Below are 23,170 nucleotides of genomic sequence, written 5' to 3' on the forward strand. Positions count from 1 at the left end.
TCATGCCCGCCACCTGCCACTGCGGCCTGCCCGCCGCCTACGCCGACTGCTGCGGCCGGTTCCACCGCGGCGAGGCCGCCGCCGCGACGGCCGAGCAGCTGATGCGCTCGCGGTTCGCCGCGTTCAGCGTCCGCGACTCCGCCTACCTGATGCGCACCTGGCACCCGGCGAGCCGCCCGCCCGGCATCGACCTGGAGCGGAAGACGCGCTGGGTGCGGCTGGAGATCCTGGAGACCACCGGGGGCAGCGTCGTCCACACCGAGGGCACGGTCCGCTTCCGCGCCCACTACGTCCACCGCGGCAAGCCGGGCGAGATGGAGGAGCACAGCCGGTTCGTCCGCCACGAAGGCCGCTGGGTCTACTCCGGCGCCCTCTAGGAGGCCCGCCCGCGCCGCCCCGGCCGGTCCCTGCGGGTGAGCGCGGGCACCAGCCCCTGCGGCAGGAACAGCACGACTCCGATCAGCACCAGCGCGTACACCGCGTACGACAGCACGCTCGGCGCGTAGGTCGGCATCCCCGGCAGCGCGGCCAGCCGGTCGAGCCCCTGCACGAGCAGGGTGATCGCGCTCGCCCCCGCCAGCGCGCCCCACACCGTGCCCAGCCCGCCCACGACCGCCATGACGATGTACTGGATCGAGATCAGCACCGGGAACGACCCCGGCGCCACGTATCCGGTGTAGAAGCAGTAGATGCCGCCCGCCAGCCCCGCGAACGCGGCCGACAGCGCGAACACGACCAGCTTGTAGCGGCCCACCGGGATGCCGGAGGAGGCGGCGGCCGTCTCGCTGGTGGCCAGCGCACGCAGCGCCCGTCCGGGCCGCGAGGCGATGACGTGGTGCGTGACCAGCATGACCAGCCCCAGCGCCGTCCACGTCAGCCAGGCGTACGCGGCCGCGCTGTCCATCTCCCACGACCCGATGCCGAACTGCGGGATGCCCTGCAGCCCGATGTCGCCTCCGGTGAACTCCAGCTGCCCCGCCAGCGACAGCAGGATGAGCTGCACCGCCAGCGTCGCGAACGCCAGATGGTGGCCGCGCAGCCGCAGCAGCGGCATCCCGATCAGCACCGCGAAGACGGCCGCCATCAGCGGCGCGGCCACCAGCCCCAGCAGCGGCGGGAACCCGTTCAGCGCCAGCAGAGCCGCCGTGTACGCGCCGACGCCGTAGAACGCGCCCTGCCCGAGCGAGACCTGCCCGGCGAACCCCATCAGCAGCGACACCCCGACGGTCACGATGGCCGCCAGCCCGAGCAGCACGTAGACGGCCAGCGCGCTGTCGTCGAGCACCAGCGGCAACCCCAGCGCGACGGCCACAGCCAGAGCCGCGGCGGCGATCCTCCTCACACCGCCTCCTCATGGATGGCCGACCGGCGGCTCGCCTGCACGATCATGACCACGAGCATGAGCCCGAGCGCCACCTCCAGCTGGTGGGAGCCGTACCCGTACCCGGCGGCCATCGTCTCGGCCACCCCCAGCAGCAGCGCCCCGCCGAGCGCGACGACCGGGCGGGTGAGCGCGCCGAACACGGCCGCGGCGAACGCGTTCACGATCAGCGTCACGTCCGTGTCGAACGAGATCGGCCGCAGCGGCGTGATCAGCACCCCGGCGAGCCCGCCGAGCAGCCCGCCGAGGGCGAACGCCAGCAGCCCCATCCGCCGGGTGTCGATGCCGACCACGCGGGCCGCGTACGGGTTGGAGGCGCACGCGGTCAGCGCCTTGCCCAGGTAGGTGCGCCCGAAGAAGAGCGCGAGCAGCACGAACGTGGCGGCGGTGACGGCGATGACGAGCAGGTGCTGCGTCTGGATCCGGGCCCCGGCGATCGTCACCGACCCAGCCAGCCCCGGCGCCGAGCGCGGCTGGTCGCCCCAGAGCACGATCTCGACCGCGTACGCGAGCACCCCGACCCCGAGCGTGATGATCAGCGACGAGAGCGGCGTGGTGCCCGGCCGGCCGATCGCGGCCAGCCCGGTCAGCAGCCCGGCCACGCCGGCCAGCAGGACCGCCGCCGCCTCGCTCACCCCGTGCGGCACCCCGAGCCCGAGCAGCGAGGACGTGCACAGCCCCGCGACCACGGCGAACGTGCCCTGCGCGAAGTTGACCACCCCGGTCACCCGGTGGATGGCGACCAGCCCGCTGGCGATGAGCGCGATCGCGCACCCCACGGCCAGCCCGTTCAGCAGGTACGTCAGGAACGCGCTCATGTGATCGCCCCGCCCAGGTAGGCGCTGGCCACCCGCGGGTCGTCCGCCAGCTCCGCGCACGCCCCCTCCGCACGCACCTGGCCCGATTCGAGCACGTACGCGCGCGAGCACAGCTCGAACGCCAGCCGCGCGTTCTGCTCGATGAGGAGCACCGCCAGCCCCTGCTCCCGGTTGAGCGTGGCCAGGTGGGCGGCCAGGTCGGCGGTGATGTTCGGGGCCAGGCCGAGCGACAGCTCGTCCACCACGAGCACCTGCGGCCGGGACATCAGCGCCCGCCCGACGGCCACCATCTGCTGCTCGCCGCCGGACAGCACGCCCGCCCGCCGCCCGGCCAGCTCGGCCAGGCGCGGCAGCAGGTCGTAGACGGGGGCCGGGTCGCGCTGCCCGGAACGCCAGCCGCCCAGCGCCAGGTTGTCGGCGACCGACATATCCGGAAAAAGCTGGCGACCCTCCGGCACCAGCGCCAGCCTGCCCTCCACCCGCACCGTGCCAGAAACCGTGCCCGACGCCGGAGCCAGCAGCCCGGCCAGCGTGTTGGCCAGCGTCGACTTGCCCGCCCCGTTCGGGCCGAGCAGCGCCACCATCTCGCCCTTGCCCACCGCGAGCGTGACGTGGTCGAGCGCGATCGCCGTGCCGTACGAGACCACCAGGTCCGTGACGTCGATCATGAGGCCTGTCCGAGGTAGGCGGCGAGCACGAGCGGGTCCTCGCGGATCTCGGCCGGCGGGCCGTCGGCGATGACCCGCCCCAGGTCGAGCACCACGACGCGGTCGGCCAGCCGGGTCACGAACCCCACGTCGTGCTCGATGAGCAGGATCGTCAGCCCGTCCGCGCGCAGCTCCTCCACCAGCGCGGCCAGCCGCTCCCGCTCGTGCCCGCGCAGCCCGGAGGCGGGCTCGTCGAGCAGCAGCAGCCGGGGCCGCGCGCACAGCGCGCGGGCCAGCTGCAGCGCCCGCTGCTGGCCGATCGGCAGCCGGTCGGCCGGCCGTCCCGCCCACTCGGCCAGCCCCACCCGCGCCAGCGCCGCGTCCGCCTCGCGGCCGATCTCCCGCTCGTCGCGCCGGTGGCGGGGCAGCCGCAGCGCCGCCGACACGAACCCCGACCGGGTACGGCCGTGCATGCCGACCATGACGTTCTCCCGGACCGTCATGCCGCGGAACACCCGCGCGCCCTGGAAGACGATCGACATGCCGAGCCGGGCCCGCCGGTGCGGCGCCAGCCGGTCCACCCGGTGCCCGAGGAAGGCGATCTCCCCGTGGTCGGCCGCCAGGTGGCCGGTGACGAGGTTGAACAGCGTCGACTTGCCCGCCCCGTTCGGCCCGATGATGGCGCACAGCTCGCCCTCGGCCACGGCGAGCGAGACGTCCCGCACGGCGTAGACGCCGCCGAAGGAGCGCGACACCCCGGTGACCGCCAGCACCCGCTACCCCAGCCCGGCGACAGTCTTGGTCAGCTGCTCCCGCGCCCACTCGGTCGGCACGAACGCGCCGTCCCGCACCGTGTTGACCGAGATGTACTCGGGCGTCAGGCCGGAGTGGTCGGTGGGGGAGTAGCGGAAGCGGCCGTTCGGGGTGATCAGGTCCATCGTCTCCAGCGCCTGCTGGACCTTCTCCTTGTCGGTGCCGCCCGCCTTCCTGATCGCCTCGAACAGCAGCAGGCTCGCGCTGTAGCCGTCCTGCGCGAACTGCGGCGGCGGGTAGCCGTGCTTCTCCTGGTAGGGCTTCGCCATCTGCTCGATGACTTGCTTCTGCTTGCCGTCCGGCAGGTGCTCGCCCACCACGCCGATCGCGCTCTGCACCGTCATGCCCTCGGCGGCCTCGCCCATCGGCTCCAGCCACAGCTTGCTGGCCTGCGACGCGGTCAGGAACAGCGGCGTCTTCAGCCCGGACGCCGCGTACTGCTTGGCCGCGGTCACGCCCGGCGCGCCCGAGCCCCAGAACACCAGCGCCTCCGCCTCCGAGTCGCGCACGTGCTGGAACACCGGGCTGAAGTCGGCGGTGGTGGTCTCGTACGGCTCGTCCACCGCGATCGTGACCCCGTACTTCGGCGCGAGCGCGACCATGGACTCGTGCCCGGAGACCGAGTAGGCGCTCTTGGAGTCCCAGGCCACCGCGATCGTCTTGATGCCCTCCGCCTGGATGTACTGCAGGTAGCGCTCGGCGTACATGCTCGACAGCGCGGGCGTGACGAAGATGTACGACTTGATCGGCTCGACCTGCTCGACGGCCGGGGCCAGTGACAGGTAGGGCATCTTCTCGCGCTGCGCGAGCGGCTCGATGGCCAGCGCCGAGTTGGAGAACACCGGGCCGATGAGCGCGTCGATCTCGCCCTTGATCTGGTTGTAGGCCACGATGCCCTGGTCCGGCGCGGTCTTGTCGTCCCGCACGACCAGCTCGACCTGCCGCCCGAGCAGCCCGCCCTGCGCGTTGACCTGCTCGACGGCCAGCTCGACCGCCTTCTTGTCCTCGCTGCCGAGCGGCGTGTAGTTGCCGGTGAGCGAGACGATGAGGCCGACCCGGATCGGGTCCTGGGCGCCGGAGCCGCCGCCGTCACCACCGCCGTTGCCGCCGCACGCGGCGAGCGCCACGGCGAGACTTGCCAGGAACGGTAGAAGCTTGCGCATCAGGACCTCCTGGTGGGAGTGGCCCGAATGTAGGCAGGTACATTACGGCTGTCAAGACAATGCCTAACATTGCGGCGGAGCGGGCTGTGGTGGAACGGGACGGCGGCGTGCGGCCGCAATCGGTGATCCTGACCTTTCTCGGCGATCACGTGTACGGCCGACGCTCCTGCGTGTTCTCCGGCAGCTTCATCGAGGCGTTCGGCCGGGTCGGCATCTCCGAGGAGGCCACCCGGTCCACCCTCACCCGGATGGTCCGGCGCGGCCTGCTGCGCCGCCAGCGCGCGGGGCGGCGCATGTACTTCGGGCTCACCCCGACCAGCGCCGAGGTGCTCAAGGACGGCGAGCGGCGGATCTGGCACACCGGCGTGGTCAACGACGCCGCCGGCGACCGGTGGACGCTGGTCGGCTTCTCGCTGCCGGAGTCGTGGCAGCGGCAGCGGCACGAACTGCGCTCGCGGCTGATCTGGGCCGGGTTCGGCCCGCTGCAGAACGGGCTGTGGATCGCTCCAGGCGAGGTCGACGCCTCCGGCCTGATCGACGACCTGGCCGGCGTGAAGGTGTTCTCCGCCGAGCCCCGGCATCCCACCGACATGCAGGCGCTGGTGGCCGACGCCTACGACCTGGCGGGGCTGGGCCGGCGCTACGAGGGGTTCCTGCGCCGGTGGGACCGGCCCGACCCGGTGCCGGCCGCGCCCGACGACCTGGCCCGCTCGCTGCTGCTGCTCACCGAGTGGCTGCAGATCATCAGGACCGACCCCCGGCTGCCGCTGCGCCACCTGCCGCCCGACTGGCCCGCCGAGAAGGCCCAGCGGCTCTGCCACGCGCTGCACCGGCGGTTCAAGCCGGAGGCGACGGCGATCGCCGACGAGCTCCTCGACACCGTTCCCGATCTATGTTGGGCAGAACCGTGACAGCCGTTGCATAGTGGCCTAACTTGATGGCGAGAACGTCGAGGAGCGCGATGCGGAATCAGGGGCTGGGCTCGTGGCCGGCACGCAGGACCCGGATGACGCCCGACGGGGTGGCTCTCACGTACCGGGATGACCGGCGCACCTACCGCGAGCTGGCCACGCGGGTGGACCGGCTCGCGTCGGCGCTGCGCGCGCTCGGCGCGCGGCGCGGCGACCGGATCGCCTACCTGGGCGCCAACCACCCGGCGCTGGTCGAGACGTTCTTCGCGGCCGGGGCGCTGGGCGCGGTCTTCGTGCCGCTCAACACCCGCCTGGCCGCGCCCGAGCTGGACTACGTCCTGCGCGACGCCGGCGCGGAGATCCTGCTGCTCGGCGAGGGCCACGACGGTGCCGGGCTGCCCGGTCGGCACATCGGGGCGGGGGAGTACGAGGACCTGGTGGACTCGGGCGACCCCGCGCCGCTCGACGAGCCCGTGGCCCAGGACGACATGTGCCTGATCATGTACACCTCGGGCACCACCGGGCGGCCCAAGGGCGCCGTGCTCACCCACGCCAACCTCATCTGGAACACCTTCAACCTGCTCGTGGACGTGCCCTTCCGGCATGACGAGGTGACGCTGATCAGCGCCCCGATGTTCCACATCGCCGCGCTCGCCCAGACGCTCGTCCCCACCGTGCTCAAGGGCGGCCGGGTCGTCCTGGAGCCGTCCTTCGACGTCGGCCGCACCTTCGACCTCGTCGAGGCCGAACGCGTCACGGTCATGTTCGGCGTGCCCGCCATGTTCACCTTCCTCGCCCAGTCGGACCGCTGGCCGCACGCCGACCTGACGAGCCTGCGCCACCTGTTGTGCGGCGGGGCCCCGGTGCCCGAGCCGCTCATCCGCCTCTACCAGGACCGCGGGCTCACGTTCCTGCAGGGCTACGGCATGACCGAGACCGCGCCCGGCGCGCTGTTCCTGGCCGCCGAGCAGTCGATCGCCAAGGCGGGCACGGCCGGCGTCCCGTGCTTCTTCTCCGACGTCAAGCTGGTCGCCCCCGACGGCTCTCCCGCCGCGCCCGGCAGTCCGGGCGAGGTGTACGTGCAGGGCCCGAACGTCACGCCCGGCTACTGGAAGCGGCCCGAGGAGACCGCCGAGGTGCTGTCGGACGACGGCTGGTTCCGCTCCGGCGACGTCGGGGTGGCCGACGAGGACGGGTACGTGCGCATCTCCGACCGGATCGGCGACATGTTCATCTCCGGCGGCGAGAACGTCTACCCGGCCGAGGTGGAGAGCGCCCTTTACAGCCATCCCGCGGTCGCCGAGGTCGCCGTCATCGGCGTCCCCGACGACAAGTGGGGCGAGGTCGGCAAGGCCCTCGTCGTGCTCCGCGCCGGCACGGGCGCGCGGGCCGACGAGCTGATCGCCCACCTGTACGGGCGGCTGGCCCGCTACAAGATCCCGAAACACGTGGAGTTCGTGCCCGAGCTGCCCAGGAACGCGGCCGGCAAGCTGCTCAAGACCCGGATCAGAGCCCTTTACGGCGAGGCCGGCTCCGGCCCGCCCGATCCCCGTGACACGAGGAGATGACCCCGCATGCGCACCTCACCGCCGTTCCGCGCGGACCACGTCGGCAGCCTGCTGCGACCCCAGCGGCTGCTCCAAGCCAGGGAGACCCTGTCCGGGGAGGCGCTGCGCGAGATCGAGGACGAGGCGATCCGCGAGGTCGTGCGCAGGCAGGAGGAGATCGGCCTGCAGTCGGCCACCGACGGCGAGTTCCGGCGCGCCTCCTGGCACATGGACTTCATCTACCGGCTCGGCGGCATCGGCCAGGCCTCGGACGAGCACATCACGGTCCGCTTCCACAACGAGCGGGGCGACATCGAGTTCACCCCCGCCGCTCTGCGCGTGCACGACAGGATCCGGCTGGAGGAGCCGATCTTCGCCGGAGACTTCGCGTTCCTGCGCGACACCGCCACCACCGCGGTGCCCAAGCTGACCATCCCGTCGCCCAGCATGGTCCACTACCGCGGCGGCCCCGCCGCCATCGACCCGGACGTCTACCCGGACGTGGAGGAGTTCTGGGCCGACCTCAGCGCCGCCTACGCCGAGCAGGTGCGCCGCATCGGCGAGCTGGGCTGCACCTACCTGCAGTTCGACGACACCAGCCTGGCCTACCTGAACGACCCCGCCCAGCGCGCCGAACTGGCCGGACGCGGTGACGACGCCGATCACATGCACCTGCGCTACATCAAGCAGATCAACGCCGCGCTCGCCGCCAAGCCCGAGGGCATGACCATCACCACCCACATGTGCCGCGGCAACTTCCGCTCCTCGTGGGCCGCCGCCGGGGGCTACGACTTCGTGGCCGAGGCGCTCTTCTCCGAGCTGGCCGTCGACGGGTTCTTCCTGGAGTTCGACGACGAGCGCTCGGGCGGCTTCGAGCCGCTGCGGTTCGTGCCGCCGGGCAAGATGGTGGTCCTCGGGCTCGTCACCACCAAGCGTGGCGAACTGGAGTCGAAGGACACCCTCAAGCGCCGCATCGACGAGGCCGCCAAGTTCGTCGACCTCGACCAGATCTGCCTCTCGCCGCAGTGCGGCTTCTCCTCGACGGTGGAGGGCAACGTGCTCACGTCCGACCAGCAGTTCGCCAAGCTGGCGCTGATCGCGGAGACCGCCCGGGAGGTGTGGGGCTGACGGCCGGTCCGGACGCCCCCGCCATCCCTTTTTCGATGAGGGTACGGCTGGACGCCGTTATCTTCTCTGTGAACGAGAGGGTGTTCATTTATCCGTTTTTATTGTGATTAATTTCTTGAGGTACTCCGCCGCCGGGCAACGGGCCGATCTGACCCGCACCCTCCCTGACCGGGCCCCGCCACCGGGGCCCGGTCTTCCCGTGCGCGTCAGAGGCGGGGCTCCGCGCGGTTGAGCACGACCACCACCACGGGGCGCCCGGCCTTCCCGGCGCAAGGGCCGGCGGCGTGTTCGGCGGGCGCGGCGAAAGGGCGGGCGTTGACGAGGCGCCCGCACTCGGGACCGCCGGACTGCCGGTCGCACGAGGGGCGGGCCGGGAGGCCGAGCGCGGTCATCAGCGCGTGGGCGCCGGTGTTGGTGAGGCTGACCGGAGGTCCTGCCACGGCCTCCGGGCGCGCACCGCGGGCGGCCTTGCCGCGCCGGGGCGGTGGCTCGCCCCTGGCCCGGAGCAGGCCGAGCATGGTGAGGAGCACGACGAAGCCGCCGATGACGCCGGCGACCTCGTCGGCCGCGTCCGTGCCGCGCACGAGGACGGTGACGCCCAGATACACCAGCCCGACCGAGGCCAGGACGGCGGTGAAGACCTTTATCGCTCGATTTTTACAGTTTTTCGGCATCGGAATCGTGTCTCGGCTTTCCCTTTAAGCGGTCGTTTCACCGTGATCTGACGAGGGTCAGCCGAGTTTCGCCGAAGTGTGGTCGTCACGATTCCGCAACGTTGAAAGTTGTACGAGAAATGCTGGGCGACATTTCGAGAAATGTCAGGTTGTCGAGCATGAAAGGGCGGGCGCGGTATTCGTGCCGTTCCATGACGCCAGGAAACCGAAACTCGTCGACCCGCCGGGGGAGAGGAGGGCGTTCCAGCCGACGTGCGTCACGGTCACGTTCGCGCCGGAGGCCGCCAGGGTGCCGTTCCAGATCTGGGTGACGCGCTGCCCGTCGGCGAACGTCCACGACACCCGCCACCCGCTCGTCGCGGCGGCGCCCGTGTTGGTGACCGTCACCTCGCCCTGGAACCCGCCCTGCCACTGGTTCGTGTTCCGGTACACGGCGGTGCAGCCGCCCGGCGGCGTGACGGTGGGGGTAACAGTGGGCGTGACGGTGGGCGTGACTGTCGGCGTGACCGTCGGCTGCGGGCCGGACAGGACGTCCACCAGCGCCGGGTACCACCGGTCGGCGATCTTGCGGTCGCCCGCCGCGTTCGGGTGCACCCCGTCGTAGGTGTCGGCGCTCGTGCTGAACCCCGTCCACTGGTCGACCACCACCACCGGCGACTGCGAGGTGGAGATGCCCGCGGCCCAGGCCGGGATGGCGTTGTTGAAGGCCACGACCCGCTGCGCGCACTCGCCGCAGGTGCTCGGGTTCATCGGGATGATCTGCGCGACCAGGATCCTCATCGCCGGGTTGCTCGCCCGCATCTGACCCACCAGCGTGGTGAACGCGCCGAGGATGGTGGCGGGCGCGACGTTGCTCCACACGTCGTTCGTGCCGAAGTGCATCAGCACGACGTCCGGCCTGGTGGCCGCCAGCCAGCCCGGCAGCTGGTTCTGGCGGGCCACGTTGGTGACGAGCGCGCCGCCGTGCCCCTCGTTGTCGCCGTCGTACGCGACCGAGCAGCCCTGCGGGGGGAGGGTGCCGACGAAGTCGACGTCCTGGTAACCGGTGTCCTGCAGCCGGTTCCACAGCAGCGCACGCCAGCAGCCGGGGGAGCCGGTGATCGAGTCGCCGAGAGGCATGATCCGGGTCGCGGCCGCGCCCGCCGCGGTCCCGTTCGCGGCCACGAGCATCGCCGCCACCAACGCCAGCACCGCCACCAGGATGACCCGCGCCCTCGCCATCGCCCGCTCCCGTCGTCGCCTCCGCAGATCGTAAGGAGCCCGATCCGCCCCGGAAAGGCGGCCGGCCACCGCAAGGGCGTGACCTGCGCGGATGGGCGGGGAAGCGCTGTAACTTTCAGGATCCGCGCCGGTGGGGAGGCCGTTCCCTCGTCCGGTTGACGGGTAAGGGGACCCGGAGTCATCGGAAAGGGGGACTGATGATGAGCGGCATGGGCGACTGGGCCAAGAAGGCCGAAGACCTGGCCAAGAAGAACCCGGACAAGGCCGACGAGATCCTCGAGCGCGGCGAGCAGGCCGCCAGCGAGAAGACCGGCGGCAAGTACGACGAGCAGATAGGCAAGGGCGTGGACGCCGCGCAGCGCCGCTACGGCGGCGGCAAGGGCGAGGGCGAGGACCAGCCCGACCAGCAGCAGGGCTGACGACCCTCCGGGACCCACCCTTTCCACGGTGGGTTCCGGCCTGTCCGGGACCCCGGGAACGGGCCGTCACAGCGAGGAGAGCCGGTGAGCACTGTCACGGTCTTACCTGTATGGCTACAAGGCGGACGGCGCTTCCTCGCCGCCGTCGAGCGCGGAGATCACCGACCCGAGAAGATGTCCTCCGGCAGCAGCGCCGACACCAGGAAGCTGGGCACGTCCACGAGCTGGCTGACCCGCAGGTCCACCGCCACGCTGCAGATCGCGTACGCCTGCTGCCTGTCGAATCCCCGTTCCCCGAGGTGGTCGATCATCTCCAGGAGGGCGTTGCGTGCCGCCAGGGTGAGGTCTTCGGCGGCCACCTCGCCGTCCCGGCTGACCGACATGCCGGTGGTGGCGTAGAAGGAGCGCGGGGCGGCGAAGGGGGCCGCGACCCAGTAGTCCGAGCGGGCGAACCGGGGCCCGCGGATGCCCTTGGCCGCGGCCTCGCCGGTGTGGACGGTGAAGCGGACGCGCAGGGTGGCGCGCATCTCGATGGCGGTGCCGCAGGTCTCGCTGTCGCCCTGGGCGTAGTGGGCGTCGCCGGCGGAGAAGAGGGCGCCGGGCGTGTCCACCGGGATGTAGAGGCGGCTGCCCGCGCCGAGCTGCTTGATGTCGACGTTGCCCGCCTGCTCGCGGGGCGGGATGGTGCGCAGGGCGCGGGTGGCGATGGCCGGGTCGCGGGGGACGGCGCCGTCGGCCGACGGCGGGAGGACGAAGCCGCCGCGCTCCATCGACGCCTGCTCGCGGGCGGCGGTCCTGGCGAGGCTCTGGTGACCGGGGGACAGGCCGATGGTGCCCATGAAGGGCGCGGCGGGGATGCGGACGCCCGGCAGGCCGGGGGAGTACGCCCAGCCGTCCGACAGGTGCCAGCGCACGATGTACGGGTCGGGGAACACGTCGCGGAGGAAGCCGAAGCCGGGGACCTGCACCGTGTAGCCGTAGGTGCCGGGCACGACCTCCAGGATCTCGATCTCCAGCAGGTCGCCAGGCTGGGCGCCGTCGACGTAGACGGGGCCGGTGAGCGGGTGGACGACGTCGAGGTCGGGGGAGCCGACGGTCTTCAGGGTGGCGTCGGGGCCCATCTGGCCGTCGAAGGCGTCGCGGGTCTCCATGACGACCTCGTCGCCCGGCTGGACACGCAGGATGGGCGGGATGTCGGGATGCCACCGGTTGTGGCCGGTGGCCGGCTCCTCGGCGAGGGTGCGGTTCGGGTCGATGCGGATCTCGTGGACGGCCATGTCAGGACCCCCTCAGGGTACGGGGACGGCGGGGATGGTCACCGGGCCGGGCAGCGGGTTCAGCACGTCGGCCTGGGAGACGCCCGCCGGCAGGACGACGTCGAGCGCCTTCGGCACCGCGCCAGGGGCGGACGAGCAGATGGGCTCGGCGCCGCCGGGCGCGCACACGCCGAACTGGAACGGCTGCGGCGTGGGGGCGAAGCCCCTGGCCTGGTCGGCGCTGAAGCCGTCCTGGCCGGTGAGCACGACGGCGAAGCGCCAGCCCGGGCCCGGCGTGCCGAACGACGCCCGGGGCAGCGCGACGGTGATCGTCCTGGTGGCGCCCGAGGCGCGCACCGCGGCGCCCGGCACCGCGGTCCCGCCGGCCGTCACCCACACGGGCGCGGCGAACCCCTGCGCCTCCACCCGCTGCGTCCACGGGTCGGCGAGGCGGTGGTTGCGCTGCGGGAACGCGGCCTCGGCCGACCGCTCGGCCACCTGCGGGTCCTGGACGTAGACGTCGAGCAGCTGGGCGCCCATCTGGTTGCCGAAGGTCGGGGTGAGGTCGCGTACCTCCGCCCGGAGGTAGACGGTGGTCTCGTCGGTGATCACCTGGAAGCGGCGCAGGTCGAACGCGCCGTCGTGGAAGTCGGGCGAGGTCGGGTAGGCGTACGTGCCGGGCCCGTGGTCGTCGCCGTCCGGGTCGGTCACGTTGAGCACGGTCGTGGCCCCGGTGATGTCGCCGACGACCGAGCGGCGGGCGTAGGTGGTGCGGTCGTCCGCGGTCGCCGTGACGACCAGCGCGACCTCGCCGAACGAGACCGGCGCCGCGGCGGTGAACGAGCCGTCGGTACGGGCGCGTACCGACACCAGGCGGGCGGGGGCGCCCGTGTCGACCGGGGTGGCGGCGACGTCGACCCGCGCTCCCGGCGCGGTGGTGCCGGTGACGGTGACGGAGGTGCCGGAGGGGGTCGCGCCGTCCTCGGGGGCGGTGACCGTGAGCGGGACGGTTCCCGGCATGCCGCGGTCGGCGTAGCGGCGGCGGACCACCTCGGGCTGCTCCAGCGGGCGGCCCTCGGCGAGTGACAGGATCAGTCGCAGCTCCTGGGCCTGCGCCCAGGTCAGCGGCGAGGCCGAACCCGCGGGCCCGCCGGCTGTGAAGCCGATGGAGGCGGTCGCCGGGTCGGACCCGTACGGGGAGGCGGGCAGCGCGGGGTTCTCCCACGTCTGCTCGGGGACGAGGCCGGTGCCGGACGCCATGGCGTGCATGGCGTCCAGCAGCGATCGGGCGGTGGCCCGGTCGCCGGTCTGCAGCGCGTGCTCGGCGCGCTCGCCGGACAGGACGGGCCACAGGTGGCCGGAGCCGGTGTTCGTGGTGGGCCACGGGCTGCCGGTGGGCGCGCAGGCGGTCGGGTCGGGTTCGTAGCAGTCGCCGTAGCCGTCCTCGGTGCCCTCGGTGCCGGAGCCGTACCGGTACCAGCCGGGGCCGTTCGGCGTGGTCCGCCGGATGACCCGGTCCACCACCTGGAGACTGGCCAGCACGTCCGGGTCGCCGGGCGGCAGGACGCCGAGCCTGGTCAGCTCCAGGAAGCCCGCGTCGACGACCCGCCGCTGGTCCTCGGTCGGCGCGCCGTTGCCCAGGTTGTAGGTGTCGGCGGCGTCCGGGTCGCCGTGGCGCGACAGCCGCAGGAAGTAGCGGTCCGCGTACGGGCCCGTCGTGGTCACGGTCCAGCCCTTGACCGAGCGGGCGAAGTGGTCGGCGGTCGCCCGGTAGAGCCTGGCCCTGGCCGGGTCGTCCTGCCGGGAGGCGATCTCCCCTGCGGCGACCAGCCCGGCGATCTGGGAGGCGATCGTGGACGGGGAGTGGCCCGACTGCTCCTCCCACCGCTCCACGCCGAACGCCGGCCCGTGCGCGACCACGAAGTCGGCCGCCGCCCGCACCCGGGGCCACAGCTTCCGGTCGCCGGAGAGCCCCGCCTGGTAGGCCATGAGGATCGGGAACGCCGTCTCGTCGAGCTGGTCGCCGCCCGAGTCGGGGGCGAGCCTCCCGTTGATCAGCGAGTTGCGCGGCATCCGGCCGTCGGGCAGTTGCTGGCGCTCGAACAGGAAGCGGGTCACGGCCCGCGCCGTGGCCAGGTCCCCGGCGGTGAGGAACCCGGTGAACGTCTCATACGCGTCGCGGGCGAACACCTGGCGGTACGAGCCGAAGTAGACGGCCCGGCCGCCCACCTCGGCGCCCGCGTCGACGGCCTGCCCCCACGGGCTGCCCAGCGAGGCGACGACCGCGCCGGGGAACGTCTTGTCCTCGCTGGCCTTGAGCACGTTCGCCGACAGCCGGTAGCGGTCGGCCAGCGGTCCCGGCGGGCGCCGCAGCCCGGCGTCGTAGACCGTCCAGCCCGCCTCGTACCGGGCCAGCGTCGCCGCGAAGGGACGCCCGGCCGCGTCGCCCGCGGTGCGCAGCGCGGCGGCCTTGGTGCGGCCGAAGCCGAGCGCGAACGTCACCTCGCCCGACCGGTCGAGCGGCAGCCGGGCCGCGGCCACCACGTTGCCGTCCGGGGCGGCGGTGTACGGGGTGAGCGAGCGTGCGCCGTCGAGCTGGACGGCGCCGTCGCTCCCGGTGCCCGCGTAGCCGACGCTCGCCTCCGGCAGCCGCCGCTCGGCGCGCAGGGCCAGGTGGGTGGGCACGGCGTAGTCGCGGCCGGGCGCGGACGTCACCGTGTTCACGTCGGAGACCACCGGCGCGCCGGTGGCGGCGTCGACCGTGCCGCTGTCGGCGCCGCCGTTCGCGGTCCCGCCGCCGCCGTTGCCGTTCACGCTCGCGTCCAGCAGCGCGTACAGCCGCAGGTTCGCGGGCCGCAGCCGGGCGCTGACCACGACGGCGTCCCGGTCCGGGTCGGTGACGTACGTGGTGGTCAGCCGGTAGCGGCCGGCCCTGCTCGTGGCGGTGACGGTGCAGGCCATGCCGGAACGGCTGGTGGTCACCTCATAAGTCGTGTCGCGGGACTGCAGCTCGGTGAACGTGCGGCCGTCGGTGACCGCGAACCGCATGGTCTCCACGTTCGTGTTGTCGATGGTGGGCTCGTACACGTCGGACAGCACGCCGCCCGCCACCGTGAACCAGACCTTGGACTCGCGGCCCGCGGACGTGCCGACGCAGTCCTTGCGCGCGAGCCCGAAGTGGGACGCCGAGCCGGGCCCGCCGGGCGCGGGGGCGGCGTGCGCGGGCAGAGGCGGCGCCCCGGCCAGCGAGGCGGCGACGACCAGGGCGAGCGCGAACCGGCGGACAGCAGCCATGCGAAGCTCCCTCTGGAACCGCACGCGCCCCGCCCCGTGCCTGGTAATCCCCTTTGCAGACAAGACCGTCACCGCCCGCGTGTCAACCCCGCGAGTGAGCCGCCACGCTGACGGGGCAGGGCGACCGTCATGAAGAAGACACTGCTGGCCACGGCGCTCGGCACCGCCGCCGCGGCCGCCCTGGGCGGGATCGCCACCAGATCGGGGCGGCCCTGGTTCCAGAAGCTCGACAAGCCCTCCTGGCAGCCGCCACCGGCCGCCTTCCCGCTGGTGTGGAACCCGCTGTACGCGCTCATCGCCTACGGCGGCGCCCGCGCCCTGGACCGGGCGGGCGACGAGCGCGCCGCCCTCGGCCGCACGCTGGCCGCCAACCTGGCGCTGAACGCCGCCTGGCCGGCGCTGTTCTTCGGCGTCCGCTCGCCGCGCCTGGCGTTGGCGGAGATCGTCGCGCTCAACGCCGCCAACGTGCTGCTCGTGCGCAAGGCCATGCGCGCCGACCGCACCGCGGGGCTGCTCCTGGTCCCGTACGCGACGTGGACGGCGTTCGCCACCGCCCTGAACGCGGAGATCGTCCGGAAGAACCCCGAGTAAAGAGCAGTAGATTCAAACATTAAGTAGCCAATCCCTCACTATGGGTACTGATCACTTCGGATGATCACATCACCGCCCGCAGGGGGATGCATGTACAAGTACGCCATGACCGCACTAGCCACCGCCGCCACCAGCGTGCTGCTGGTGGCGGGTCCCGCGGCAGCCGAGGACGCCGGCCAGTGCGCCGGCTCCGTTCCGAAATCCGGCTCCGCGGGCGGCGTGACCGCTCCGGCCCACACCGCGGAGACCCAGCGGTTCGTCGAGAAGCTGGTCCAGGTGGTCCAGCCGGGCCCGGCGGCACCAGTGCTGGACGAGTCGGGCGCCAAGGCGCTGCTCGGCCAGCTCGCCTGCCAGTCGGGCGCCGACGGCCACGTCGCGCGGACGGCCGACAACGAGGAGGAGAACTGCATCAGGTACCGGGTGGGCCCCGGCTGGTCGCCGAACTGGCCGATGCTCGACGCACTCGGCGTCAGGGATCTCATCGAGCGGTCGTCGGGCACCGCCTCGGTCTGCGTCGGCGACCCGTCGATGCTGCCCGGCACCACGGCCGTCCAGCCGCAGCCCGGCCCGCAGGCCGGGTCCGCTTCGCAGGCCCTGTCCGACGACCCGACCCCGGCCCCGGCCGCGCCGGGCGCCGACGCTCAGCCGCAGCCCGAGCCCCAGGCCCAGCCGCGGCCTGAGGTTCAGCAGCAGGTCCAGGTCCAGCCGCAGGTCCAGTGGCAGGGCCGGGGGCAGCAGCGGGCCCAGGCCCAGGTGCAGCCGTACCAGTACTCGCAGGTCTACGTGCAGCCGAACGGGCAGTCGCTGATGGAGAGCCTCGGCATCGGCCTGCTGCTGCGCGGCATGGTCGACGACGACTGACGGCCGCGGCCGGGCGCCGGGTTCGGCGCACCCGGCGCCTGACACCGTACGGGTGACAAGGTCAGGCGACAGGTGAAGAGAACCGGCGCCCGCTGAGGCCATACGCTGCTGCGCATGGTGAATCGGGTGATCGACGGCCGATTCGAGCTCGTGGAGCGGCTCGGCGGCGGGGGCATGGGGCTGGTGTGGCGGGCCTGGGACCAGGCGCTGCACCGGGAGGTCGCGCTCAAGGAAGTGCGGCCGCCCGACCCCGCCCTGGGCGACCCCGACCCCGCCCGGGACCGCGAGCTGCGCGCCAGGGTGCTGCGCGAGGCCCGCGCCCTGGCCCGGCTCAACCACCCGCACGTCGTCACCATCCACCACATCGTCGACACCGGCGAAGACGGCTTCCCCTGGCTGGTCATGGAGCTGGTGACCGGCGGCTCGCTGCAGGACCGGCTGTCCGACGGGCCGATGGCCCCGGCGGAGACGGCCCGGCTGGGGCGTGAGGTGCTGTCCGCGTTACGCGCCGCGCACGCCGTCGGCATCCTGCACCGTGACGTCAAGCCGGGAAACGTCCTGCTCCGCCCCGACGGGCGCTCGGTCCTCACCGACTTCGGCATCGCCGCCGTGCGGGAGTCGCCCGGGCTGACCGCGACCGGCTCGTTCATCGGCTCGCCCGAGTACATGGCGCCCGAGCGCATCAACGGCCACGAGGGCGACCCCGCCTCCGACCTGTGGTCGCTCGGCATGCTCCTGTACGTGGCCGTCGAGGGTCGCCACCCCCTGCGGCGCGCCACTCCGCTGGCCACCCTGGCCGCGGTGCTCAACCAGGAGGTGCCGGCGCCGGAGCGGGCGGGCGGCCTGACCCCGGTGCTGTTCGCCCTGCTCAACCGCGACCCCGCCGCCAGGCCAGGCCCCGACGCCCTGGACCGCATGCTCGCCGCCCACGACGCCCCGCCCCAGAACTTCTCCCCCCACCCCGGCCCGCCCTTGGCCCACCCACCCCACCGCCCACCACCGACCGGCTTACCGTCCGGCCCGCCGTCAGGCGTATCGTCCGGCCCGTTCTCAGGTCCCCCGTCCGGCCCGCACCGGCCGGCCGGTCCCGCGTATCCTGGCTCGCACGGCGCCCCCGGTTATCCGGGCGCGCCAGGGCATCCCGGCGCGCCCGGGTATCACGGCGCGCCCGGTGGGCCCGCGTATCCCGGCTCGGCCAGGCCGTCCGGCCCGCAGTGGAACACCGAGCCGCCCTCGGTGACCGCGCCCACCAGGGCGTCCCGGCGCAGGAGTCAGGTGACGACGTCGATCGTCGCCGGGGTGGCGGCGGTGTCGGTGGCGGCGGTCGTGGTGTGGGTGTTGCCGCCCGGCCATCGCGGCGGCGCCTCCGAGAGCCCCGCCGCCGACAGACGGACGAGCGCCGCCGAAGAGACCCCGGCCACGGAACGGACCTCGGCGGAGACCAGCACGGAACCGACCCCGGCGGAGACCGGCACGGAATCGGCCCCGGCGGAGACCGAGGAGCGCGAGCCCGTCAACCTGCTCACCCCCGCCGGGATGCGCCGTCTCGTCGCCGACCTGAAGCCGGTCATGGGCGGCACCCAGGTGGTCGACCTGACCGTCTACCCCACGTACGCGATCGCCGGCGCCCCGGTCAAGGGCCGCAAGACGGTCTACGACCGGTACACCTACCGCGACGGCGTGGCCACCAAGGACGGCCCCGGCTCCACGGTCAGCAAACCCATCGTGGACCTGCGGAAGTACAACTGGGACGCGCTGCCCGCCCTGATCCGCAGGGCGAACAGGGAGCTCGGGGTCAAGAAGCCCACCACCCGCTACATCATCGTCGACGCCGCCTTCCACGAGACGGGCGCGATCCGGGTCTACGTCTCCGACGAGTACCACGCCAGCGGCTACCTGGCCGCCGACCCGACGGGCAAGGTGATCGCGAAGTACCCCGCCGGCGGATGAAGCGGTTAGTTCCCGGCGAACACGGGCACCTCATCGGCCATGGCGGAGCACGGGTTCGTGGTGATCGGCAACGCGGCGGCCGGCGGCGTCGACGGGACGGCGCGCGAGGAGGTGCTGGACGCTCTGTCGGGTGACGTGGTGGTGTGCGACGTCGAGCGGCCGGGCGACATCGAGCGCGCGCTGGCGGAGCATCCCGGCAGGGTCCCGGTGGTGCTGGGCGGCGACGGGACCGTGCACGCCGTCGTGGCGGCGCTGCTGGCCAGGGGAGAGCTGGCCACCCGCCCGATCGGGCTGGTGCCGCTGGGCACCGGCAACGACCTGGCCCGCGCGCTGGGCATCCCGCTCGACGCGCGCGAGGCGGCCCGCGCGCTGTCAGACGGCCGGGAGCGGACGCTGGACCTGCTGGTCGACGACGAGGGCGGCATCGTGGTGAACGCCGTGCACGTCGGCGTCGGGGCGCACGCCTCCGAGCACGCGGCCGCGCTCAAGCCCTTGCTGCGCAGGGCCGCGTACGCGGTGGGCGCGCTGGTCGCCGGGGCGCGCAGCAAGGGGTGGCGGCTGCGGGTGAAGGTGGACGGCGAGCCGGTCACCGACGGGCGGCGGCGGGTGCTCATGGTGGGGATCGGCAACGGCGTCTCGATCGGCGGCGGCACCCCGCTCGCCCCGCACGCCCGCCCCGACGACGGCCTGGCCGACGTGGTGATCTCGTACGCGGTCTCGCCGCTGGCCAGGCTGGCCTTCGGCGTCCTGCTGCGCCGGGGCAGGCATCCGGAACGCGCCGACGTGATCACCGTCAGGGGCAGGGGCATCACCGTCGAGGGCGAGCCGGTCGCGGCCAACGCCGACGGCGAGCTCCTCCCGCCGGCCCCGCACCGCGCCTGGACGCTCCGCCCCGCGGCCTGGAGCGTGATCGTCCCCAAGGAGGGCTGAACCCTGGCGAGGCGGCGCGGGATCGATCACAGTGGAGGCATCCGGATACTCACCTCCAGGGGGATCGCGTGAGCGAGCCGACGCAGCCGCCGATGTACATGCGCAGGGACGGCTTCGGTCCCGCGCCCGAGCTGTCCGCCCTGCGCGCGGAGGGCGTCAGCCGGATCGGCACCCCGTTCGGGGTCGACGCCTGGATGGTCACCCGCCACGCCGACATCCGCGAGGTGCTGGGCGACGCGGAGCGCTTCCCGATCGCCTTCTTCGGCCTGCCGCAGCTGCCCGGCGCGCCGGAGCTGTCGGAGGAGCAGCTCGCCACCCTGCGCGCCGGCAACCTGCTGCAGCTGAACCCGCCCGACCACACCCGGATACGCCGGATGCTGGCGCCCGAGTTCACCATCCGCCGGATGCGCCGTCTGGAGCCGCGCATCGCCGGCATCGTCGCCGAGCACCTGGACGCGATGGAGGCGGCCGGCCCGCCCGCCGACCTGGTCCGGTCGTTCGCGCTGCCGATCCCGTCGCTGGTCATCTGCGAGCTGCTCGGCGTCCCGTACGAGGATCGGGAGGGTTTCCAGCGGCGCACCAGCCGCATGCTCGACATGTCGACCCCGCCGGAGGAGGCGCTGGCAGTCCGGCTGGAGTCGCGCGCGTACATGGCCGGGCTGGTCGCCCGCGAGCGGGCCGAGCCGGGCGACGACCTGATCGGCACGCTGGTGCGGGAGCACGGCGACGACCTCAGCGACGACGAGCTGATCGGCATCGGCGGGCTGCTGCTGCTCGCCGGGCACGAGACCACCTCCAACATGCTCGCGCTGGGCACGCTCGCCCTGCTGCGCCACCCCGGCCAGCTCGACCTGCTGCGCGAGGAGCCCGCCAGGATCGACGCCGCCGTCGAGGAGCTGCTGCGCTGGCTGAGCATCGTGCATTCCGGCACGCTCAAGCTGACCGCCACGGAGGTCGAGATCGCCGGGCGGCGGATCGGCCCCGGCGAGCTGGTGGTGTGCGCGCTCCCGGCCGCCAACCGCGACCCCGGCCTGGCCGCCGACCCGGACACGCTGGACCTGTCGCGCGGCGAGCCCGGCCACCTGGCCTTCGGTCACGGCGTGCACCACTGCCTGGGCGCCCCGCTGGCCCGGATGGAGATGCGCATCGCCTTCCCGGCCCTGCTGGAGCGCTTCCCCACGCTCAGGGAGGCGGAGCCGGCCCCGGTCTTCCGCACCATGCACATCGTCCACGGCCTGACGTCCCTGCACGTCGCCTGGTAGCGGTCAGGCGGGCGTGATCGGGAAGTTGTGGCGGAACACGTTGCCCGGGTCGTACGCGGCCTTCACCTGCCGCAGCCTGGCCAGGGTCGCCGGCGGGAACGCCCTGGTCAGCAGCTTGTCCTCGAAGCGCGGCTCGAAGCTGAGGTAGGCGGCCGTCACGCCCAGCCCGTCCCACGCCCGCTCGGCCCGCGCCGCCCGCGCCGCGGAGATCACGCCGTTGACCGAGAAGTTCTGGGTGCGGTGGGCGTAGGCGGTGGCGCCGGGGGCGACGTCGTTGACGGCGCCGCCGACCGAGCGCACCTGGACCATGGTGAGCAGCCGCTGCTCGAACATCTCCGCCAGCCGCCCCGAGGTGTCCGCGTCGAGGTGGTCCACCAGGGCGGAGTGGCCGCGCAGGCCGCCCTGCTGCCCGGTGTGCCGGTTGCGGTGCGGCGCGACGACAGCCGCGTACGGGGCGAGCTGCGCCTGCTGCTGGAGCACCGGCGCCACCTCCAGGAACGGCTCCAGCGCCGCCACCGCCGCGTCGGCGTCGTCGCCGGCCCACACGGCGAACGTCTGGGCCAGCGCAGAGTAGCCCTGCTGCCCCGGGAACACGGTGGTGAACGGGGTCAGCTTCCGCGGGCTCGCCTCCACGGCCCGCCCCCAGCGCTCCAGGAACGCGGCCGTGTCCGAGGCGTCGTGCACGAAGACCGCGAACACCACGTCGGACAGCTCGGTCGCCTCGATGTCGAACGAGGTGACGACGCCCAGGTTGCCGCCCGCGCCGCGCAGCGCCCAGAACAGGTCAGGGTGGTGCTCCGGGTCCGCCCGGACGGTCCGGCCGTCGGCCAGCACCACGTCGGCGCCCACCACGTGGTCGATCGTCAGCCCGTAGGAACGGGCCAGGAAGCCCTGCCCGCCGGCCGTGGCCAGCCCGCCCACGCCGACGTCCCCGTAGTCGCCCGAGCTGATCGCCAGCCCGTGCGGGCTCAGCGCGCTCGCCACGTCGCCCCAGCGGGCGCCGGCGCCGACGCGCACCAGCCTCCGCTCGCGGTCGAGGACCTCGACCGCGTCCAGCGCGCCGACGTCGACGACGATCCCGCCGTCGTTGGTGGACCGCCCGCTGATCCCGTGCCCCCCGCTGCGCACGGCCAGCGGCACGTCCTGGCTCCGCGCGTACGTGAGAGCCTCGGCCACCTGCCCGGCCGTGGCGGGGCGGAGCACCAGCCCGGGGGAGCCGGTCCAGATGTAGGAGGAGCGGACGCGCTCGTACTCGCGGTCGCCGGGCTCCACCGCGGTGCCCGCCAGCGAGGCGGGCACCGCGTCGTAGTCGATGCCGGGACGGCGCAGCGCGAGCGCCCGGGGAGGCCGCGCGGGGCCGGTCGTGACGCCGCGGGCGGCGCGTTCGGCGGCGACGGCCTCGCGCAGCGCCGGCGCCACCTCCCGGCCGAAGCGCTCGATGGCGGCCGGGTCGTCGCCGGGCAGGATGAACGTGCTGATCCCGTCCTCGACGGCCAGCGGCCGCAGCCGCTCCACCCACTCCTCGACGGAATCGCCGGCGAACTCGCCCGTGAGGTTGAGCAGGCGGCGGATCTCGCGCGGGTCGCGGCCCGCCCCGTCCGCTGCCTCGTCGATGATCTTGTTGCCGGCGGTGAGGTCCTCCGGCGTGGCGTAGCCGAGGCTGGGCAGCCACCCGTCCGCCTTCGCGCCGACCAGCCGCAGCATCCTCGGCTTGTACGCGCCCAGCCAGATCGGCACGTCGTGGGCCGGCGCCGGGCCCCGCTTGGCGCCCTTGACCGTGTAGTGGGCGCCGTCGACCCGCAGCGGGCGCCGCTCGTCGGCGTCCCACACGCCGCGGATCACGTCGATGGCCTCGCTGAGCGCGTCCACCGCCTGGCCGGGGCTCAGCCGCCGGCCGCCCATGGCCTCGATCGCGTCCCAGAACCCGCCCGCGCCCAGGCCGAGCTCGACCCGCCCGCCTGACAGCAGGTCCAGGCTCGCCACGGACCTGGCCAGCACCGCCGGCGGGCGCAGCGGCAGGTTGAGCACGTTGCCGGACAGGTGGACGCGCTCGGTGCGCGCCGCCACCCAGCTCATCAGCGTCCAGGTGTCCAGGAAGGTCGCCTGGTACGGGTGGTCCTGGAACGTCACCAGGTCCAGGCCCGCCTCCTCGCTCAGCCGCGCCAGCTCGACGGCCAGCTCGGGCCGGCCGTTCTGCGGGGTGATGAACGACCCGAAGCGTAGGTCGTGGCCGTAGTCGGGCATCCCGTCCTCCATATGGTAGATGTGTCAACCTTATTCGGGATGGATGACATGTCAACCTTT

Annotated in this window: 20 protein-coding genes; 10 read left to right on the plus strand and 10 right to left on the minus strand. The window is 73.3% G+C overall.

Going from position 1 to position 23,170, the window contains the following annotated elements; genetic code table 11:
- The first annotated feature begins 2 nt into the window (after nucleotides 1-2).
- Entirely contained in the window at nucleotides 3-377 is a 375-nt protein-coding gene (locus ACZ6YG_RS09975) for a YchJ family protein (RefSeq protein WP_148033292.1), read from the plus strand.
- Here the strand turns inward: ACZ6YG_RS09975 and ACZ6YG_RS09980 are convergent.
- The 5 genes from ACZ6YG_RS09980 to ACZ6YG_RS10000 are packed head-to-tail and all read right to left on the minus strand — an operon-like array spanning nucleotide 374 to nucleotide 4,822.
- Entirely contained in the window at nucleotides 374-1,342 is a 969-nt protein-coding gene (locus ACZ6YG_RS09980; protein WP_466017710.1) for a branched-chain amino acid ABC transporter permease, read from the minus strand. The genes ACZ6YG_RS09975 and ACZ6YG_RS09980 overlap by 4 nt on opposite strands.
- Nucleotides 1,339-2,199, minus strand: a complete 861-nt coding sequence (locus ACZ6YG_RS09985) for a branched-chain amino acid ABC transporter permease (RefSeq protein WP_148033291.1) — start codon at nucleotides 2,197-2,199, stop codon at nucleotides 1,339-1,341. The genes ACZ6YG_RS09980 and ACZ6YG_RS09985 overlap by 4 nt, the downstream gene beginning before the upstream one ends.
- Nucleotides 2,196-2,867 carry an ABC transporter ATP-binding protein gene (locus ACZ6YG_RS09990; protein WP_466017711.1) on the minus strand — a complete coding sequence of 224 codons (672 nt, stop codon included), beginning with the start codon at nucleotides 2,865-2,867 and terminating at the stop codon, nucleotides 2,196-2,198. Before ACZ6YG_RS09990 ends, ACZ6YG_RS09985 begins: the two co-directional genes overlap by 4 nt.
- Nucleotides 2,864-3,619, minus strand: a complete 756-nt coding sequence (locus ACZ6YG_RS09995) for an ABC transporter ATP-binding protein (RefSeq protein ID WP_148033289.1) — start codon at nucleotides 3,617-3,619, stop codon at nucleotides 2,864-2,866. Before ACZ6YG_RS09995 ends, ACZ6YG_RS09990 begins: the two co-directional genes overlap by 4 nt.
- Nucleotides 3,620-3,622: 3 nt before the next feature.
- Nucleotides 3,623-4,822: an ABC transporter substrate-binding protein gene (locus ACZ6YG_RS10000; RefSeq protein ID WP_466017712.1), complete on the minus strand. Its 1,200-nt coding sequence runs from the start codon at nucleotides 4,820-4,822 to the stop codon at nucleotides 3,623-3,625.
- A gap of 86 nt (nucleotides 4,823-4,908) precedes the next feature.
- Here ACZ6YG_RS10000 and ACZ6YG_RS10005 point away from each other — a divergent pair, with 86 nt between their 5' ends.
- Genes ACZ6YG_RS10005 through ACZ6YG_RS10015 form a run of 3 tightly spaced genes read left to right on the plus strand, consistent with a single transcriptional unit; the run spans nucleotide 4,909 to nucleotide 8,408 of the window.
- Nucleotides 4,909-5,733, plus strand: a complete 825-nt coding sequence (locus ACZ6YG_RS10005; protein WP_466017713.1) for a PaaX family transcriptional regulator — start codon at nucleotides 4,909-4,911, stop codon at nucleotides 5,731-5,733.
- A gap of 50 nt (nucleotides 5,734-5,783) precedes the next feature.
- A complete protein-coding gene (locus tag ACZ6YG_RS10010) occupies nucleotides 5,784-7,301 on the plus strand; it encodes an acyl-CoA synthetase (RefSeq protein ID WP_466017714.1) in 1,518 nt (505 codons plus the stop codon).
- 6 nt (nucleotides 7,302-7,307) lie between these two features.
- Nucleotides 7,308-8,408, plus strand: a complete 1,101-nt coding sequence (locus ACZ6YG_RS10015; protein WP_466017715.1) for a 5-methyltetrahydropteroyltriglutamate--homocysteine S-methyltransferase — start codon at nucleotides 7,308-7,310, stop codon at nucleotides 8,406-8,408.
- A 206-nt stretch (nucleotides 8,409-8,614) separates the two neighbouring features.
- Here the strand turns inward: ACZ6YG_RS10015 and ACZ6YG_RS10020 are convergent, their stop codons facing one another.
- Both ACZ6YG_RS10020 and ACZ6YG_RS10025 read right to left on the minus strand, forming a co-directional pair.
- Nucleotides 8,615-9,082, minus strand: coding sequence for a hypothetical protein (locus tag ACZ6YG_RS10020; RefSeq protein WP_466017716.1), 468 nt, complete (start codon nucleotides 9,080-9,082; stop codon nucleotides 8,615-8,617).
- A 144-nt stretch (nucleotides 9,083-9,226) separates the two neighbouring features.
- A complete protein-coding gene (locus tag ACZ6YG_RS10025) occupies nucleotides 9,227-10,303 on the minus strand; it encodes a cellulose binding domain-containing protein (RefSeq protein ID WP_466017717.1) in 1,077 nt (358 codons plus the stop codon).
- A gap of 197 nt (nucleotides 10,304-10,500) precedes the next feature.
- Here ACZ6YG_RS10025 and ACZ6YG_RS10030 point away from each other — a divergent pair, with 197 nt between their 5' ends.
- On the plus strand, nucleotides 10,501-10,722 hold the full coding sequence (locus tag ACZ6YG_RS10030; protein WP_271277899.1) for an antitoxin: 222 nt from the start codon (nucleotides 10,501-10,503) through the stop codon (nucleotides 10,720-10,722).
- A gap of 158 nt (nucleotides 10,723-10,880) precedes the next feature.
- Here the strand turns inward: ACZ6YG_RS10030 and ACZ6YG_RS10035 are convergent, their stop codons facing one another.
- Nucleotides 10,881-11,999 (minus strand): acetamidase/formamidase family protein, encoded by a 1,119-nt coding sequence (locus tag ACZ6YG_RS10035; RefSeq protein ID WP_466017718.1) that lies wholly within the window; start codon nucleotides 11,997-11,999, stop codon nucleotides 10,881-10,883.
- Nucleotides 12,000-12,011: 12 nt separating this feature from the next.
- The gene (locus ACZ6YG_RS10040) at nucleotides 12,012-15,272 is read right to left on the minus strand and encodes a glucodextranase DOMON-like domain-containing protein (protein ID WP_466017719.1); all 3,261 of its coding nucleotides are present in this window, start codon (nucleotides 15,270-15,272) and stop codon (nucleotides 12,012-12,014) included.
- 129 nt (nucleotides 15,273-15,401) lie between these two features.
- Here ACZ6YG_RS10040 and ACZ6YG_RS10045 point away from each other — a divergent pair, with 129 nt between their 5' ends.
- The 5 genes from ACZ6YG_RS10045 to ACZ6YG_RS10065 all read left to right on the plus strand — a co-directional run bounded on the left by ACZ6YG_RS10045 (nucleotide 15,402) and on the right by ACZ6YG_RS10065 (nucleotide 20,866).
- Nucleotides 15,402-15,863 carry a TspO/MBR family protein gene (locus ACZ6YG_RS10045; RefSeq protein ID WP_397198030.1) on the plus strand — a complete coding sequence of 154 codons (462 nt, stop codon included), beginning with the start codon at nucleotides 15,402-15,404 and terminating at the stop codon, nucleotides 15,861-15,863.
- Between the two features lie 105 nt (nucleotides 15,864-15,968).
- Nucleotides 15,969-16,724 (plus strand): hypothetical protein, encoded by a 756-nt coding sequence (locus ACZ6YG_RS10050; RefSeq protein ID WP_466017720.1) that lies wholly within the window; start codon nucleotides 15,969-15,971, stop codon nucleotides 16,722-16,724.
- 114 nt (nucleotides 16,725-16,838) lie between these two features.
- Nucleotides 16,839-18,674: a serine/threonine-protein kinase gene (locus ACZ6YG_RS10055; protein ID WP_466017721.1), complete on the plus strand. Its 1,836-nt coding sequence runs from the start codon at nucleotides 16,839-16,841 to the stop codon at nucleotides 18,672-18,674.
- 39 nt (nucleotides 18,675-18,713) lie between these two features.
- Nucleotides 18,714-19,604, plus strand: a complete 891-nt coding sequence (locus tag ACZ6YG_RS10060) for a diacylglycerol/lipid kinase family protein (protein WP_397198026.1) — start codon at nucleotides 18,714-18,716, stop codon at nucleotides 19,602-19,604.
- A gap of 68 nt (nucleotides 19,605-19,672) precedes the next feature.
- Nucleotides 19,673-20,866, plus strand: a complete 1,194-nt coding sequence (locus tag ACZ6YG_RS10065; RefSeq protein ID WP_466017722.1) for a cytochrome P450 — start codon at nucleotides 19,673-19,675, stop codon at nucleotides 20,864-20,866.
- Nucleotides 20,867-20,869: 3 nt separating this feature from the next.
- Here the strand turns inward: ACZ6YG_RS10065 and ACZ6YG_RS10070 are convergent, their stop codons facing one another.
- Nucleotides 20,870-23,110: an LLM class flavin-dependent oxidoreductase gene (locus ACZ6YG_RS10070; RefSeq protein ID WP_466017723.1), complete on the minus strand. Its 2,241-nt coding sequence runs from the start codon at nucleotides 23,108-23,110 to the stop codon at nucleotides 20,870-20,872.
- Nucleotides 23,111-23,170 lie beyond the last annotated feature (60 nt).

Source organism: Nonomuraea sp. NPDC054003 (assembly GCF_055585125.1).